The sequence below is a fragment of the Sphingomonas sp. SAFR-052 genome (genome assembly GCF_051965015.1).
In the GTDB taxonomy this organism is placed as follows: domain Bacteria; phylum Pseudomonadota; class Alphaproteobacteria; order Sphingomonadales; family Sphingomonadaceae; genus Sphingomonas.
Map to the genome: position 1 here is coordinate 51,928 of NZ_JBQCMO010000008.1, position 14,635 is coordinate 66,562.

The 14,635-nt window shown below is 67.5% G+C and carries 15 protein-coding genes; 5 read left to right on the top strand and 10 right to left on the bottom strand.

Features of this window, described 5'->3' with window-relative positions; all coding sequences use genetic code 11:
* Positions 1-156: 156 nt before the first annotated feature.
* The 4 genes from ACTHQV_RS14365 to ACTHQV_RS14380 form a co-directional block, all read right to left on the bottom strand.
* A complete protein-coding gene (locus tag ACTHQV_RS14365) occupies positions 157-936 on the bottom strand; it encodes a succinate dehydrogenase iron-sulfur subunit (protein WP_440491204.1) in 780 nt (259 codons plus the stop codon).
* 228 nt (positions 937-1,164) lie between these two features.
* A complete protein-coding gene (locus tag ACTHQV_RS14370; RefSeq protein ID WP_440491206.1) occupies positions 1,165-3,384 on the bottom strand; it encodes a molybdopterin cofactor-binding domain-containing protein in 2,220 nt (739 codons plus the stop codon).
* Positions 3,381-4,358: an FAD binding domain-containing protein gene (locus tag ACTHQV_RS14375; protein WP_440491208.1), complete on the bottom strand. Its 978-nt coding sequence runs from the start codon at positions 4,356-4,358 to the stop codon at positions 3,381-3,383. Before ACTHQV_RS14375 ends, ACTHQV_RS14370 begins: the two co-directional genes overlap by 4 nt.
* Complete coding sequence (locus ACTHQV_RS14380) at positions 4,355-4,876, bottom strand: 2Fe-2S iron-sulfur cluster-binding protein (RefSeq protein ID WP_440491210.1); 522 nt, start codon at positions 4,874-4,876, stop codon at positions 4,355-4,357. The genes ACTHQV_RS14375 and ACTHQV_RS14380 overlap by 4 nt, the downstream gene beginning before the upstream one ends.
* Before the next feature lie 115 nt (positions 4,877-4,991).
* Between ACTHQV_RS14380 and ACTHQV_RS14385 the strand changes: the two genes are divergently transcribed.
* Entirely contained in the window at positions 4,992-5,975 is a 984-nt protein-coding gene (locus ACTHQV_RS14385; protein ID WP_440491211.1) for a glycerophosphodiester phosphodiesterase, read from the top strand.
* A gap of 28 nt (positions 5,976-6,003) precedes the next feature.
* Complete coding sequence (locus ACTHQV_RS14390) at positions 6,004-6,231, top strand: hypothetical protein (protein WP_440491379.1); 228 nt, start codon at positions 6,004-6,006, stop codon at positions 6,229-6,231.
* Between the two features lie 125 nt (positions 6,232-6,356).
* Here ACTHQV_RS14390 and ACTHQV_RS14395 read toward each other — a convergent pair whose 3' ends face one another.
* Positions 6,357-7,067 carry an alpha/beta hydrolase gene (locus tag ACTHQV_RS14395; RefSeq protein WP_440491213.1) on the bottom strand — a complete coding sequence of 237 codons (711 nt, stop codon included), beginning with the start codon at positions 7,065-7,067 and terminating at the stop codon, positions 6,357-6,359.
* A complete protein-coding gene (locus ACTHQV_RS14400; RefSeq protein WP_440491214.1) occupies positions 7,064-7,696 on the bottom strand; it encodes a TIGR02117 family protein in 633 nt (210 codons plus the stop codon). The genes ACTHQV_RS14395 and ACTHQV_RS14400 overlap by 4 nt, the downstream gene beginning before the upstream one ends.
* A 48-nt stretch (positions 7,697-7,744) precedes the next feature.
* Here ACTHQV_RS14400 and phhA point away from each other — a divergent pair, with 48 nt between their 5' ends.
* Complete coding sequence (gene phhA, locus ACTHQV_RS14405; protein ID WP_440491215.1) at positions 7,745-8,605, top strand: phenylalanine 4-monooxygenase; 861 nt, start codon at positions 7,745-7,747, stop codon at positions 8,603-8,605.
* Positions 8,606-8,741: 136 nt separating this feature from the next.
* On the opposite strand, the gene ACTHQV_RS14410 is transcribed toward phhA, so the two are convergent.
* Together ACTHQV_RS14410 and ACTHQV_RS14415 are read right to left on the bottom strand one after the other, a co-directional pair.
* A complete protein-coding gene (locus ACTHQV_RS14410) occupies positions 8,742-9,677 on the bottom strand; it encodes a 50S ribosomal protein L11 methyltransferase (protein ID WP_440491217.1) in 936 nt (311 codons plus the stop codon).
* Positions 9,674-10,369: an SDR family NAD(P)-dependent oxidoreductase gene (locus ACTHQV_RS14415; protein WP_440491219.1), complete on the bottom strand. Its 696-nt coding sequence runs from the start codon at positions 10,367-10,369 to the stop codon at positions 9,674-9,676. The genes ACTHQV_RS14410 and ACTHQV_RS14415 overlap by 4 nt, the downstream gene beginning before the upstream one ends.
* A 124-nt stretch (positions 10,370-10,493) precedes the next feature.
* Here ACTHQV_RS14415 and ACTHQV_RS14420 point away from each other — a divergent pair, with 124 nt between their 5' ends.
* Both ACTHQV_RS14420 and ACTHQV_RS14425 read left to right on the top strand, forming a co-directional pair.
* The gene (locus ACTHQV_RS14420) at positions 10,494-12,350 is read left to right on the top strand and encodes a M61 family metallopeptidase (protein ID WP_440491221.1); all 1,857 of its coding nucleotides are present in this window, start codon (positions 10,494-10,496) and stop codon (positions 12,348-12,350) included.
* A 2-nt stretch (positions 12,351-12,352) separates the two neighbouring features.
* Positions 12,353-13,240, top strand: a complete 888-nt coding sequence (locus tag ACTHQV_RS14425) for an ROK family protein (RefSeq protein ID WP_440491223.1) — start codon at positions 12,353-12,355, stop codon at positions 13,238-13,240.
* 3 nt (positions 13,241-13,243) lie between these two features.
* Here ACTHQV_RS14425 and ACTHQV_RS14430 read toward each other — a convergent pair whose 3' ends face one another.
* Both ACTHQV_RS14430 and asd read right to left on the bottom strand, forming a co-directional pair.
* A complete protein-coding gene (locus ACTHQV_RS14430; protein ID WP_440491225.1) occupies positions 13,244-13,570 on the bottom strand; it encodes a hypothetical protein in 327 nt (108 codons plus the stop codon).
* Between the two features lie 142 nt (positions 13,571-13,712).
* On the bottom strand, positions 13,713-14,630 hold the full coding sequence (gene asd / locus ACTHQV_RS14435) for an archaetidylserine decarboxylase (protein ID WP_440491226.1): 918 nt from the start codon (positions 14,628-14,630) through the stop codon (positions 13,713-13,715).
* Between the last annotated feature and the right edge of the window lie 5 nt (positions 14,631-14,635).

Genomic DNA, 14,635 nt, shown 5'->3' on the forward strand with positions numbered 1-14,635 from the left:
CACTACCTCCCACCCGTTTGCTTCGAGCGCAGGTTCGAGCCTGTCGAGAACCGAAGTCGAGAAGGGGTTGCCCCGAACGGCGAGTTCTCGACAGGCGCTTCTCGACAAGCTCGAAGCTGCTCGAACCGAACGGGGCGGGTTAGACAAAAGCAAGGATCAGATGATCCGTTCGACTTCCATCTTCTTGATCTCGGCGATCGCCTTGGCCGGGTTCAGGCCCTTGGGGCACACATTCGCGCAGTTCATGATCGTGTGGCAACGATACAGGCGGAACGGATCCTCCAGCTCGTCGAGCCGCTCGCCGGTCATCTCGTCACGGCTGTCGGCCAACCAGCGATAGGCCTGCAGCAGGATCGCCGGGCCAAGGAACTTGTCGCTGTTCCACCAATAGCTCGGGCACGAGGTCGAGCAGCAGGCGCACAGGATGCATTCGTACAGCCCGTCGAGCTTGTTGCGGTCCTCCGGCGACTGGAGCCGTTCCTTGCCGGCGGGTTCCGGGGTCACGGTCTGCAGCCACGGCTTGATCGACGCGTACTGCGCGTAGAAGTGCGTGAAGTCCGGCACCAGATCCTTGATGACGTCCATGTGCGGCAGCGGGGTGATGCGGATATCGCCCTTGATATCCTCGATCGCGGTCGTGCAGGCGAGTCCGTTGCGGCCGTCGATGTTCATCGAGCACGACCCGCAAATCCCTTCGCGGCACGAACGGCGGAAAGTGAGCGAGGGGTCCTGCTCCGACTTCATCTTGATGAGCGCATCGAGCACCATCGGGCCGCATTCATCGAGATCGATCTCGAAATCGTCGTAGCGCGGATTCTGGCCCGAATCCGGGTCGTAGCGATAGACCTTGAACTTCTTGATCCGGCCCGACGTCGATGCCTTGTGGGTCGTGCCCTTGGTAATGCGACTATTCTTGGGCAAACGGAATTCGGCCATGGTGCTCGCTCGGTTCGTCTGGGTTTGCGTGCTCGATACATGACAGGTGGGGATGCCGCAAACGCGAACAAGGCTTTTTACCGCCTAAATCCTCCCCGGCACGGGGTGGGGGACCATGCGCAGCATGGTGGAGGGGGCGTGCCGCGGTCGGAACCGCTGCGTTGCGAGGCGAACCCCCTCCACCACCGCCTTCGGAGGCGGTCCCCGTCCCCGCGGAGCGGGGAGGAGTTACACCGCCGGCAATCCCTCCAGCAGCTTGTCCAATGTCGCGGGATAATCGCGCACCCGCACGCCGGTCGCGTTGTAGATCGCGTTGGTCACCGCCGCGCCGGCACCGCCGATGCCCAACTCCCCAATCCCCTTGGCGTGGAGCGGGTTGGCGTGAGGGTCGCGATCGTCGAGGAACACGATGTCCATGTGCGGAATATCGGCATGGACCGGCACATGATATTCGGCGAGGTCGTGGTTGACGATCCGCCCGTCGCGGTCGTCATGGACCGCTTCCTCGGTCAGCGCGGTGCCGATGCCGAACACGATGCCGCCGATGCACTGCGACCGCGCGGTCTGCTGGTTCAGGATGCGCCCGGCCTCGAAGGTCGAATGCCAGCGCGTCACGCGGACCTCGCCGGTGACGGCATGGACCTTCACCTCGCAGAAATGCGCGCCATAGCTTGCCTGCGTCGTTTCCTTTTCCTGCTTGCCCGGCTCGATCGATCCGGTGGCAGTGATGCCGTCACCGACCAGTTCGCCGATCGCGACGCGGCGGTTGCCGGCAATGGCGTGGCCGTCCTTGAGCGTCAGTTCGTCCGCCTCGACGCCCATCGCCTTGGCCAGCTTTTCCCGCAGCGCCTGTGCCGCCAGATAGACCGACGACCCGCTGCTGCCCGCACCCCATGAACCGCCCGATCCGGCACCCGGCGGCGACTTGGTATCGCCGAGATTCACTGCCACCCGCTCGATGGGCAGGCCGAGCATCTCGCCTGCGATCTGCGCCAGGATGGTATAGGTGCCGGTGCCGATATCGGTCATGTCGGTTTCGACCAGCGCGCGGCCGTCGGGACCGATCGATACCTGCGCTTCGCTGGGTTGCAGCATGTTGGTGCGGGTCGTCGCCGCCATGCCGTGCCCGATCAGCCAGTCGCCGTCGCGCTTGGCCCCGGGCGTCTTGTTGCGCTCCTCCCAGCCGAACGCCTTGGCGCCTGCGTCGAGGCAGCGGGTCAGCGAGCGTGTCGAATAGGGAATGTCCTTTTGCGGGTCCTTCGCGGGATCGTTGATGCGGCGCAGTTCGATCGGATCGATGCCGATCTTCTCGGCCAGCTCGTCCATCGCATTTTCCTGCACCAGCAGCCCGACCGCCTCGCCCGGCGCGCGCATCGATCCCGACAGGGTGCGGTTCAGCTCGACCAGATCGTGCTTGATGACCCGGTTCTCGCCGCCATAGAGGAATTGCGTCGCCTGACCCGCCGGCTCGAAATAGCCCTCGCCCGGCAGGTTCGAACACAGCGTCTCATGCCCGATGCCGGTCAGCTTGCCTTCGGCATCGGCGGCAAGGCGGAAGCGTTGCTGCGTGTTCGAGCGGCGAACCGTGGCATCGAACACCTGCTGGCGGGTCATCACCGTCTTGACTGGCCGTCCGACCGCCTTCGCCGCGATCGCGGTCGCCACCGTATCCGGCGAAATGCCCAGCTTCGACCCGAAGCCGCCACCAATATAGCGCGCGACGATCCGCACCTTCGCCTGCCGCTCGCCCAGCGACTTGGCGAGCTGCTGCTTGTCCGACGACGGCATCTGCAGCGAACCGTAGAGGGTCAGCCCGTCCTCGTCCCACAGCGCGATCGAGGCATGCGGCTCCATCGCCGCCGAATTCTGCGACGGCGTCCGCCACACATCGTCGATCGTGAACGCGGCATCGGCCATCGCCGCGTCCAGATCGCCCTGGCTATGATAGGGCGGCATCGATCCTTCGGGTGGCTTCTTGGCGGTGCCGACCTGATCCTCGAAGGTGAACACGCCCTCGGTCGGTTCGTAGCGCACCACGACCAGCTGCGCGGCGTCGCGCGCGATCTCATAGCTTTCGGCGACGACGATCGCGACCGGCTCGCCGAAATAGGCGACGTCCTTGACGCCTTGCGTCGGCGCTTCCGTCTCGCCGCCCTGCTGCGCGTTGCGAATGAAGGTCTTCAGGTCGACGACGACGTCGACGACACCCGGCAGCGCCTTCGCCCCTTCGGCATCGATCGAGGTGATCTTACCCGCCGGGAAGGTCGCGCGGACCAGAAAGCCGTAGGCGAGGTTCGGAAAATCGTACTCGGCCGAATAGGTCGCCTGTCCGGCGACCTTCAGCGGGCCATCGATCCGCTCGATCCCCTTGCCGATAATCCCCTGTACGGCTGAATCGAGCAGGCTTTGCTCGACCGGCTTGTCCATGCGCAGTGCGTTGGTGGTCATGCGGTCAACTCCCGCAGCGTCGCGATCAGCGTGCGCCGGGTCAGAGGGATCTTGAAATCGTTGCTGCCAAAGCCCTTGGCATCGCGCAGTAACAGGTCGGCAACCTCGCCGAACAGCGTGTCGGACGGTGCCTGTCCAATCAGCGCGTTCTCGACGGCGGTGTCGCGCCACGGCATGGGCCCAAGTCCCCCGAACGCCAAACGGGCCGAAGCGATCTTCCCGTCGTCGACCGAAACGATGCCGGCGACCGAGACCAAGGCGAACGCGTAGGAGGCGCGGTCGCGCACCTTGCGATAGGTCTGCTTGCCCGCCGGCGCCGGTGGCAGTTCGACATGGGTGATGAGTTCGCCGGCGCGCAGCACATTCTCGATATCGGGCGTGTCGCCGGGCAGGCGATAGAAGTCACCGATCGGAATACGCCGCCGCTCGCCATCACCGCCCAGCGTTACGATCGTCGCGTCGAGCGCGCGCATCGCCACCGCCATGTCGCTCGGATGCGTCGCGATGCAATGCTCGCTGGTGCCCAGCACGGCGAGGATGCGGTTGAACCCGTCCTGCGCGTCGCAGCCCGACCCCGGCACCCGCTTGTTGCAGCGTGCCGCCGTCTCGTAGAAATAATAGCAGCGGGTGCGTTGCAGCAGGTTGCCGCCGGTCGACGCCTTGTTGCGCAACTGCCCCGATGCGCCGGCCAGCAGCGCGCGGCTGAGCACTTCATAGCGTTCGCGGATGATCGGATCGGCCGCGAGGTCGGAATTGGGCACCAGCGCGCCGATCCGCACCCCGCCGCCATCGATCTCCTCGATATCGGTCAGCGGCAGGCGGCTGATATCGACCAGCCGTGCGGGCGTTTCGACCTGCAGCTTCATCAGGTCGAGCAGGTTGGTCCCGCCGGCGATGAATTTGGTGTCGCGGACCGCGCCTTCGCGCGTGGCGGCTTCGGCGCTGTCGGCCTTGGCATAGTCGAACAGTTTCATTCCGCTGCCTCCGCCTGTGCCGGTTGCTTGGCGTCGGCGACCTCGCGGATCGCATCGACGATGTTGGGATAGGCCGAACAGCGGCACAGATTGCCGCTCATCCGTTCGCGGATTTCGTCATCGGTGAAATCGGGATCGTCGAGCGTGGCGCTGACATGGCTCGGCCAGCCCTTCTCGACTTCGTCCAGCATGCCGACCGCCGAACAAATCTGCCCCGGCGTGCAATAGCCGCACTGGAACCCGTCATGTTTGACGAACGCTGCCTGGAGCGGGTGCAGCTTGTCAGGCGTACCCAATCCCTCGATCGTCACGATCTCGTCATCCTGATGCATCACGGCGAGCGTGAGGCAGGAATTGATGCGGCGGCCGTTCACCAGCACGGTGCACGCCCCGCATTGGCCATGGTCGCAGCCCTTCTTGCTGCCGGTGAGCGAGAGATGTTCGCGCAGCAGGTCGAGCAGGGTGGTGCGAATATCCACCTCCGCCTGATGCGGCTGGCCGTTGATGGTGAAATGCATGGGTCGGCGCTCCGTTGGTCAATGCGGCTAACGTTCGCGATCGAAACCGTTTCCTCTTGCGAAGGGATCGCAGATGCTGGGAATGATGTTGGCGGCGGTATTGGGAGCAGGTGCGATGGCAGACGAACGACCGCTCGACGCGACACCGATCGTGATCGCACACCGCGGCGCCAGCGGATCGCGCCCCGAACACACGCTCGCCGCGTACGAACTGGCGATCGAACAGGGCGCCGACTTCATCGAACCCGATCTGGTGCTGACCAAGGACGATGTGTTCGTTGCCCGCCATGAAAACGAGATTTCGGGCACCACCGACGTCGCCGACCATCCCGAATTCGCCGCCCGCCGTACGACCAAGACGATCGACGGCGAACAGGTCACCGGCTGGTTCACCGAGGATTTCACCCTTGCCGAATTGCGCACGCTGCGCGCGAAGGAACGCCTGCCCCAGCTTCGCCCCGACAACACCCGCTATGACGGGCAGCAGCCGATCCCGACGCTGGCCGAGGTGATCGCCCTCGCCAAGCGTGCCAGTGCGCAGACCGGGCGTACGATCGGCATCTATCCCGAAACCAAGCATCCCAGCTATTTCGCCTCGATCGGCCATCCGGTGGAGGCGCGCCTCGTCGCCGAACTGTGCGCCGCCGGCTGGGATCGCGTCGACGCCCCGGTGTTCATCCAGTCGTTCGAGGTGAACAACCTGAAGGCGTTGAAGAAGCTGACCGGCATCCGCCTGATCCAGCTGATGGATGCGGAGGGCGGCCCGGCCGACCGCGCCGTCGACAGCTATGCGACGATGGCGACCCCGGCGGGGCTTCGGACGGTTGCGACCTATGCCTTCGGGATCGGGCCGAACAAGTCGATGGTGGGGGCGGGCAAGCCGCTGGTCCATGACGCGCATGGTGCGGGCCTGCGCGTCCACCCATGGACCTATCGTGCCGAAAACACCTTCCTGCCCGAAGCCTATCGCGTACCCGGCGGTCCGGAAGTCCATGGCCGGGTGGGGCAGGAGATCGCCGATGCGGTTGCCGCCGGTGTCGATGGTTTCTTCACCGATTTCCCGCTAATCGGGTCGCAGAACCGCGACAAACCATATTGAAGGACGACGCATGCGATTGGGGTGGGTGATGCTGGCGCTGGCGCCGCTGACCGGGGGCTGTGTCAGCACCGTATGGAACGTCGCGACCGCGCCGGTCCGTGCCGGTGCGCAGGTGGTCGACTGGACGACGACCAGCCAGTCGGAAGCCGACCGCAATTACGGCCGCAAGATGCGCAAGAAGGAAGCCCGCGAAGGCCGCGAGATGCGCAAGGAAGAAGCGCGGCGTCGGCGCGAGCGCGACCGCGACGACGATTGAGTCCGTGCTATCGCGCAAGTAACGTCACCCCAGCGCAGGCTGGGGTCTCCCGATAGCAGGTCGGGACAGGAGCCGCGAAAGACCCCAGCCTGCGCTGGGGTGACGTAGATGTGGCGAGCCGAACCCTACCGATTGCCCGCCAGCGCCTCCGCCACCTTGCGCAGCACCACCAGCCGGGTCTGCACGCCATAATGGCTGCTCACCACCTCGACCGCGCGGCAGCCCGGTTCGCCCGGTACATGGCAACCCATGCCGTTGACCAGCCCGTCGCTCGCGCTCCAGATCGCGGTGGCGGGGACGGGCAGGGGGCGGCGGACCTCCTCTGCCAGCGCCAGCACCGCCGGATCGTCGACCGATTCACCGCTGATCCATTCGTACAGCCGCCAGACGTGCGTCGACCGCGCCGGCCCGGCATAGGGGCTGGCGACGGTCACCACCTGTTCGACCAGGTCGGGGCGGCGGTGCGCGGCGAAGCGCGCCATGATCCCGCCCAGGCTGACCCCGACCAGCGCCACCGGCCGCCCGCTCGCCTGCGCGACGGCATCGATCCGCGCGAACAGGTCGGCGCCGTCCGGCCCGATGCTGCGCTGCCCGAAATTGCGCCCCAATTCCCAGCCATGCGCATCATGGCCGAGCGCCCGCAGGTATCGGCGCAGGAGGGTGTTCGACCGGTCGCTGTTGAACAGTCCGGGCAGCAGCATCACCGGCTCGCCATTCGCCCGCGGCGCCCCCGCCAGCGCCCGTCGCCACCCGAACGGCACGCCGGCCAACGCGATCGCGGCACGCGGCGTTTCGATCACGAAGCGTCCGATCGGCGGCGGCGTGAGGCTGGTCATAGCCACGACGTAACCGTCACCGGGAACGGCGTCCACGCCCCCATCGGCACGCCTGCCGCCCTGAGCGCCGCACCGGTCCACGCATTGCAGGTGTTGACCGCGCTGTATCGCCCGCGCGCGACGTAGAAGGCATCGCTCGGGCCATAGCCATGCACCGGCTGCCCCTTGGCGAAGCTCGCACGGATGAACGCGACCAACCGCCGAAACTGATCAGGCGACAGCGTCACCGGATAGACGCCGGGCTCGCCGACCGGCTCGGGGAGATGCCCGACATGCATCACCACCGCATCGCTGCCGGTCGCGGCGGCAAGGATCGTGGCGGGCTTCACATCGGCCCATGTCGGCGTGCCGAGATAGAAGCCCCGCTCGCCCCAGCCGATCGACAGCCAGCCATGGCCGGCATAGCGCGGATCGGCCAGATCGCCCGCCCGTACCAGATCGTCGAACGACTGGCCGGCGGCATGTTTGGGCAGGACGATGCCGGTATGGATGCCATTATCCTCGACATAGATGCGGATGCCCCGTTCGGGCAGCATCGCGCTTGATCCGGCGGGAACCGCCCCGCCGATCAGCCCGGCCGCGAAATAGCCGAGCACGACCAGCAGCACGGCGCCGACCAGACCGCACAATCGAAGGGACCATTTCCGTAGCATCGTTTCCCATGCTACTATCTGTGGATGGCCAGCGATACCCATGTGCTCGACCGCCCGCCCGAGGGCGCCAATGCCGACTGGACGATCCCGCAGGGCTGGGACGCCTATAGTGCCGAGGATCACGCCACCTGGGACACGCTGTACGCGCGGCAGATGCAACTGCTGCCCGGCCGCGCGTCGGATGCGTTTCTGCGCGGGCTGGATGCGCTGAAACTGTCCGAATCCGGCATTCCCGATTTCGAGGAACTGTCGGACCGGCTGGAGGCGCTGACCGGCTGGCGCGTCGTCGCGGTGCCGGGGCTGGTCCCCGACGACGTGTTCTTCACCCACATGGCCAATCGCCGCTTCGTCGCCGGCAACTTCATCCGTCGCCCCGACCAGCTCGATTATCTGCAGGAACCCGACGTCTTTCACGACGTGTTCGGCCACGTGCCGATGCTCGCCGATCCGGTGTTCGCCGATTACCTCGCGGCATACGGCCGCGGCGGCCTGCGCGCGCTCGAACTGGGGTCGCTCAAGCAACTGGCGCGGCTCTACTGGTACACGGTCGAATTCGGGCTGGTGCAGGAGGCGGAGGGCTTGCGCATCTACGGCGCGGGCATCGTGTCGAGCGCCTCCGAAACCCGTTTCTCGCTGGACGATCCCAGCCCCAACCGGATCATGCTCGACCTCGCCCGGGTCATGCGCACCGATTACCGGATCGACGATTTCCAGCAAACCTATTTCGTCATCCCCAGCTTCGACGAACTGCTGCGCCTGACCGTCGAGACCGACTTCGCCCCGGTGTACGAAGCGATCCGCGACCAGCGCGAGATCGCGGTCGACGAAATCCTGCCCGAGGACATCGTCCTGACCGAAGGCACGCAGGAATATGCAAGGTCCTAAATCCTCCCCGGCACGGGGAGGGGGACCGCCGCGAAGCGGTGGTGGAGGGGGATCGCCTCGCAACGCGACCGCTCCGTGTGCCGACACCCCCCTCCACCAGCTTCGCTGGTCCCCCTCCCCGCGAGCGGGGAGGATTTTACAAATCCAACGCCCAGCCGTCGCGGCCCTTCGGATCGATCGGCCCGCTCGGCACGAACCGCGCCGCCCCCGCGCGCAACCGTAGCACGCTCCAGTCGCCGCGCCGGTCGACTTCCTCGAGCGTACAGCCGCACGCCGCATAGGCCGCGACCACATCCTCCCGCTGCGTCTCGAGCAGTCCCGCCAGCACGATCGTCGCCTCGGACGTGGCGATCGCCGCCACCTCGGGTGCCATCGAGATCAGCGGCCCCGCCAATATGTTGGCGATCAACAGGTCATAGGGCGCCGCCGCGGTGATCGCGTCGGACAGGGCACCGTCGGCGACCACCAGTTCGACCCGCTCTACCCCGTTCAACCGCGCATTCTCGGCGGTCACGTCGATCGCCACCGGATCGATATCGGTCGCGACCACCCGCGCCTGCGGCCACAATTCGCGCGCGGCGAAGGCCAGCAATCCCGTACCGGTGCCCAGGTCGATCGCATTGGCGAACGTCTCGCCCGCCAGCCCGTCGAGCATCGCCAGACAGCCGCTGGTCGTCTCGTGATGCCCCGTCCCGAACGCCCGCCCGGCATCGATCAGGAACGCCCGCTTGCCCGCCGGCACGTCCCCCACCTGCGCGGCGGTGTGGACATAGAATCGCCCGACCGACAGCGGCTCCAGCCCTGCCTGGCTCATCGTCACCCAGTCCTCGTCGCCCAGCGCCTCGATCCGCGGCGCCTGTCCGGCGGCACTTGGCACCAGCGCGGCGATCGCGGCGACGGCGGCATCGTCCGGCTCCGCCTCAAAATAGGCGTCCAGCCGCCACGTCTCGGTATCGTCCTCGACCGTCTCGGTCGTCATCAGCACCGGTGCGGGATCGATGCCGAAATCCTCGGCCGCGTCGATCGCCTCTGCCTCGGCGCGGGTGCAGGGCAGGGTCAGTTTCCAGCTCATCGGACATAGCTCGCGCCGTTGACGTCGAGCACCGCGCCGGTCATCGATTCGGGCGCCTCGGTCGCGCAGAAGGCCGCCATCACCGCCACCTCGTCGGGCATCGCCACCCGGCCGAGCGGAATGTCGGCAAGCAGCTTGTCGCCCCCGCGGCTCGCGACATAGTCCTCGGCCATGCCGGTCATGGTGAAGCCGGGACAGATGGCAAAGGCGAGGATGCGGTCCCGGGCATAGGCGCGGGCGATGGTCTTGGTCATCGCCACCATGCCCGCCTTGGCCGCGGCATAATGCCAGTGGGCGGGCGAATCGCCGCGGTGTGCGGCGCGGCTGGCGATATTGACGATCCGCCCCGGCATGCCCTGTTCCCGCCAGTGGCGCACCGCCAGCCGGCTGAGTTCGGCAGCCGCAGTCAGGTTGATGCGCAGGCTGCGTTCCCAGCCCGCGACCCACTCCGCATCGGGCCGGTCGATCGGGTTCGCCTCGAACACGCCGGCATTGTTGACGAGCACATCGATCCGCCCGTCCAGCCGGTCGAGTGCACGCGCCCACAGATCGGCGGGCGCGGCGGGATCGGCGAAATCGGCGGGCAGGTCGCCGCCGGTCGACTGGACGGCAAGGGTGTGGGCGTCGCGCAGCCGGTCGGCGATCGCCGCACCGATCCCGCGCGATCCGCCGGTCAGGAGAATATGGGCCATGCCGCCGTGTAGGCGGCAGCGCGCCGGGGGGCAACGGGCGGGGCGGCCACGCGGCGGGAAAGCCGCTTTCAAAAGCGCGTCGAGCGCCGCTACAAGGCAGCCGATATTCTTTCCGGGAGCCTCCATGGTCCGTTCGCCGTTCGCCGCCGCCCTGCTCGCTTCCACGATCGCGCTTCCCGCGCTGGCGCAGACCGCGCCTGCTCCCCGCGATCCCGGCACCGCGGCGAAGGTGCGCTACGACGTGTCGTTCCCGCAGGTCGCGCATCACCGCGCACGGATCACCGCGACCTGGACCGGGGTGCCGGCCGGGCCCTTGCGCGTGCAGATGTCGCGCTCGTCGCCGGGGCGCTATGCGATCCATGAATTCGCCAAGAACGTCTATGACGTCAGCGCCACCGATGGCGCCGGGCGGCCGCTCAAGCTGACGCGCAGCGACCCCTATGGCTGGAGCGTCGCCGGGCATGACGGCACGGTCGTCGTCACCTACACGCTGTTCGCCGATCATGGCGACGGCACCTATGCGCAGATCGACACGACCCACGCGCATCTGAACATGCCCGCCACCTTCCTATGGGCAGCCGGGTACGACGCGCAGCCGATCCGCGTCCGCTTCCAGAGCCCCGACCCGACATGGAAGGTCGCGACCCAGTTGCCGGAGAGCGATACGCCCGGCACCTATTGGGCGCCCAACCTGCAATATTTCATGGACAGCCCGACCGAGCTGTCGAACCACATGGTCCGCGAATGGCAGGAGGGCGGCAAGACCTATCGCCTCGCGCTGCATCACGACGGCAGCGCCGCCGACATGGACCGTTTCACCGAAAAGGCGAAGCGGGTGGTGCGCGAACAGATCCGCATCTTCGGCGCGCCCGCCCCCTATGATTTCGGCCCCTATACCTTCATCGCCGATTATCGTCCGTCGGTGGTGGGTGACGGCATGGAGCATCGCAACTCGACGATCATCACCAGCACGCAATCGCTGGCCGACGCGAAGGACGACCAGCTGGGCACGCTGGCGCATGAATTCTTCCACAGCTGGAACGTCGAGCGCATCCGCCCCGCCGAACTCGAACCGTTCGACTTCACCCGCGCGAACCCGACGCCGTCGCTATGGCTGGCCGAGGGCTTCACCAGCTATTACGGCCCGCTGTCGATCCGCCGCGCCGGCCTTGCCAGCGTCGACGAGTATCTGGATGAGATGGGGCCGATGCTGAGCGGCATCGTCAACAATCCGGCGCGGATCGCCGCGCGGATCAATGCCTCGCCGCAGGAGATGAGCCTGCGCGCGCCGTTCGTCGATGCGGCGCGTTCGATCGATCCGGTCGATCCCAATATCTTCGTATCCTATTACCCCTATGGCGCGATCATCGGCATGGCGCTCGACCTCGAATTGCGGCAGCGGTTCGCGGGCAAGAGCCTCGACGATTTTATGCGCACGCTGTGGACGCGGCATGGCAAGGGCGAGAAGCCCTATACCCCCGCCGACCTCCGCGCGGCGCTCGCCGAGACGACCGGGGACCAGGGCTTTGCCAATGCGTTCTTCGCGCGGTCGATCGACGGCAGTGCGCTCCCCGATTTCTCGCCACTGCTGGCACAGGCGGGGCTGGTGCTGCGCCCCGCTGCGCCGACCCGCGGCTGGATCGGGCGGACGGCGGCGAGCGACGAGGCGGAGGGGGTGACGCTGACCTTCCCCCCGGCGCAGAATTCGCCGCTGTTCACCGCCGGGCTCGACCGCGGTGACGTGATCGTTGCGCTCGGCGGGCAGGCGATCGCCAATGCCGCGGCGTGGAACGCGGCGGTCGGGGCGCTGAAGCCCGGCACGCCGACCGAACTGCGCTATCGCCGCTTCGGGAGCGAGCTTACCGCGACGCTGACCCCGGCGGCCGATCCGACGCTGGAGATAGTGCGCGGCGAGACCGTCGGGCAGGCGCCGACCGCGCAGCAAAAGGCGTTCCGCAGGAACTGGCTGGGCGCCGAATAACCATGCGGCTGTGCGCCGATGTCGGCGGGTCGTTCGTCGACATCGCCGCGTTCGACGATGCCGGCGCGATCGGCTGGCGGCGGAAAGTACCGACCCCGGTCGACGACTGGACGGCGTTCGTCGCCCTGTTCGCCGATGCGCTGGCGGCGGTGGCGTGCGATCGGGTGTCGATCGCCACCGCCGGGCTGGTTGATCCGCTGTCGGGCATCGTCACCAGCGCCAACATCCCCTGCATCGACGGGCGGCGGCTGGCCGCCGAACTGGGCGCAGTGCTCGCGGTACCAGTGCGGGTGGTGAACGATGCCGATGCCTTCGTACTGGCGGAGGCGGCGCGTGGCGTCGCGGCCGGGCACGACCGGGTGTTCGGCATCATCCTCGGCACCGGGGTCGGCGGCGGGCTGGTCGAACATGGCCGGATCGTGAGCGGCGCCGGCGGGATCGGTGGCGAATGGGGTCATGGGCAGGTCGTGCACGACAGCCGCACCGCACCGGGAGCCAATCCGGTGTTCGCCTGCGGCTGTGGCCTTGTCGGGTGCCTCGACACGATCGGCAGCGCCCGCGGGCTGGAGCGGCTGCACCGGTTTCTGCACGGGATCGATGCCGACAGTATCGCGATAACGCGCGGCGCGCAGGCCGGTGACCCGCTGGCGGCAGCGACGGTCGATTACTGGTGCGAACTGGTCGGCGGGCCGCTGGCGATGCTGCTCCACGCCATGTCGGCGACGATCGTCCCGGTCGGCGGCGGGCTGGCCAATGCCACTGCGCTGATCGCCGCGCTCGACGCGCGGGTGCGGGCGAACCTGCTGACCCCGGCGACGACGCCGATCGTCGTGCCGGGGCGGCTGGGTCAGGATGCCGGGCTGATCGGCGCGTTCGTCGCCGGGGCCTAGGTCTTACCGCCGATAGCCGGGGCGGTTGTTGCGGTCGCGCTTGTCGACCCGCACCTTGTACGCCAGCGCGTCGAAGCGGCGGTCGAGGTCGCGGCGCTCCTGCACCGACAGGCCGTTCGAGCGGCGATACCGCTGTTCGAGCTGTGCGATCTGGCGGAATTCGGCGCGCAGGTTGACGGCCTCGCGCCGGCTCAGCGCGCCGCTCCGTATGCCCTGGTCGATGCGGCGCTCGATCTGCGCCTGGCGCTGGTTGACCGATGGCTGCGCGGCGGCGGGCAGCGCGGTCATGGCGACGCCGAGGCCGGCGAGCATCAGTGCGAACTTCTTCATCAGTCTTCTCCTGTTCGAACCTCTTGGGCTGAAGCAGAAGATGGGGGCGCCATGTCGCAGGCGTTTGTCGCCAACGCCCGAAATTGTGTCGGATTGTCGCGGCGGCGACGGCTTCGTTCAGCTTGGCCGCCGGCCGCCCGCCTCAGATATCTTCTACCCCCCGTTCGAACAGCACGTCGCCCGCGCGCACCCGGTCGCCGGTCGCCACCCCGTCGGCAATGTCGAACGACGCCGGCACCAGCATCACGATCGTCGATCCATGTTCGAACCAGCCCATCTCCTCCCCCTGCGCGACCGGCGTCGCCAGCGTCGCGACCGGATCGGGCCGTTCGCGCAGCAGCCGGTCGGTGTCGAGAAAGGTCAGCCGGATCGCCGCGACCAGGATCGCCGCGACCGGCACCAGCAGCACCGGCGTCCCGTCGCCCAGCCGCAGCCGCACCGTCGCGCGTTCGTTGCGGCAATACAGCCGGTCGACCCGTTTCAGTGCCGGCGGATTGACGTTGAAACAGTCGCCCGGAAAATAGCGCACGCGTTCGACCACCGCATCCTGCGGCGCATGGAAGCGGTGATACATGCCCGCCGTCAGCCTGAGCGTGACGAACCGCCCGCCGATATAGGCGTTGCCCTCGCCCCCGGTCAGTTCCGCAATTGAATATCGTCGTCCCTTGGCCTGCACGATGCTGTCACTGTCGATCCGCCCGCTGGCGACGATGATCCCGTCCGACGGTGCCGCCAGTTGCTGCGCCTGCGCCCGGAACTGCCGCGCACCGGGGCGCAGCCGCCGGATGAACGCGGCGTGCAGCGACGGCCAGCGCGTCTCCGCCGCATCGGACAGGTCGACGTCGCAGAAGGCCCGCCACAGCGCGATCGACGCCCGCGCCACCAGCGGCTGCTCGATCTTGCTCAGCCACCCCATCGCCCGCGTGGCGCTGCGCCGCGGCAGCCAGTTGGTCAGCGCGTAATTGACCGATTCGATGTCGGTCAGCTTCGCGATCCAGCGGGGCAAAGCGGGGGCGGCGGGCGCAGGCGGCGCCGGGCGGATATCGTCCATGGCCGTCATCAATA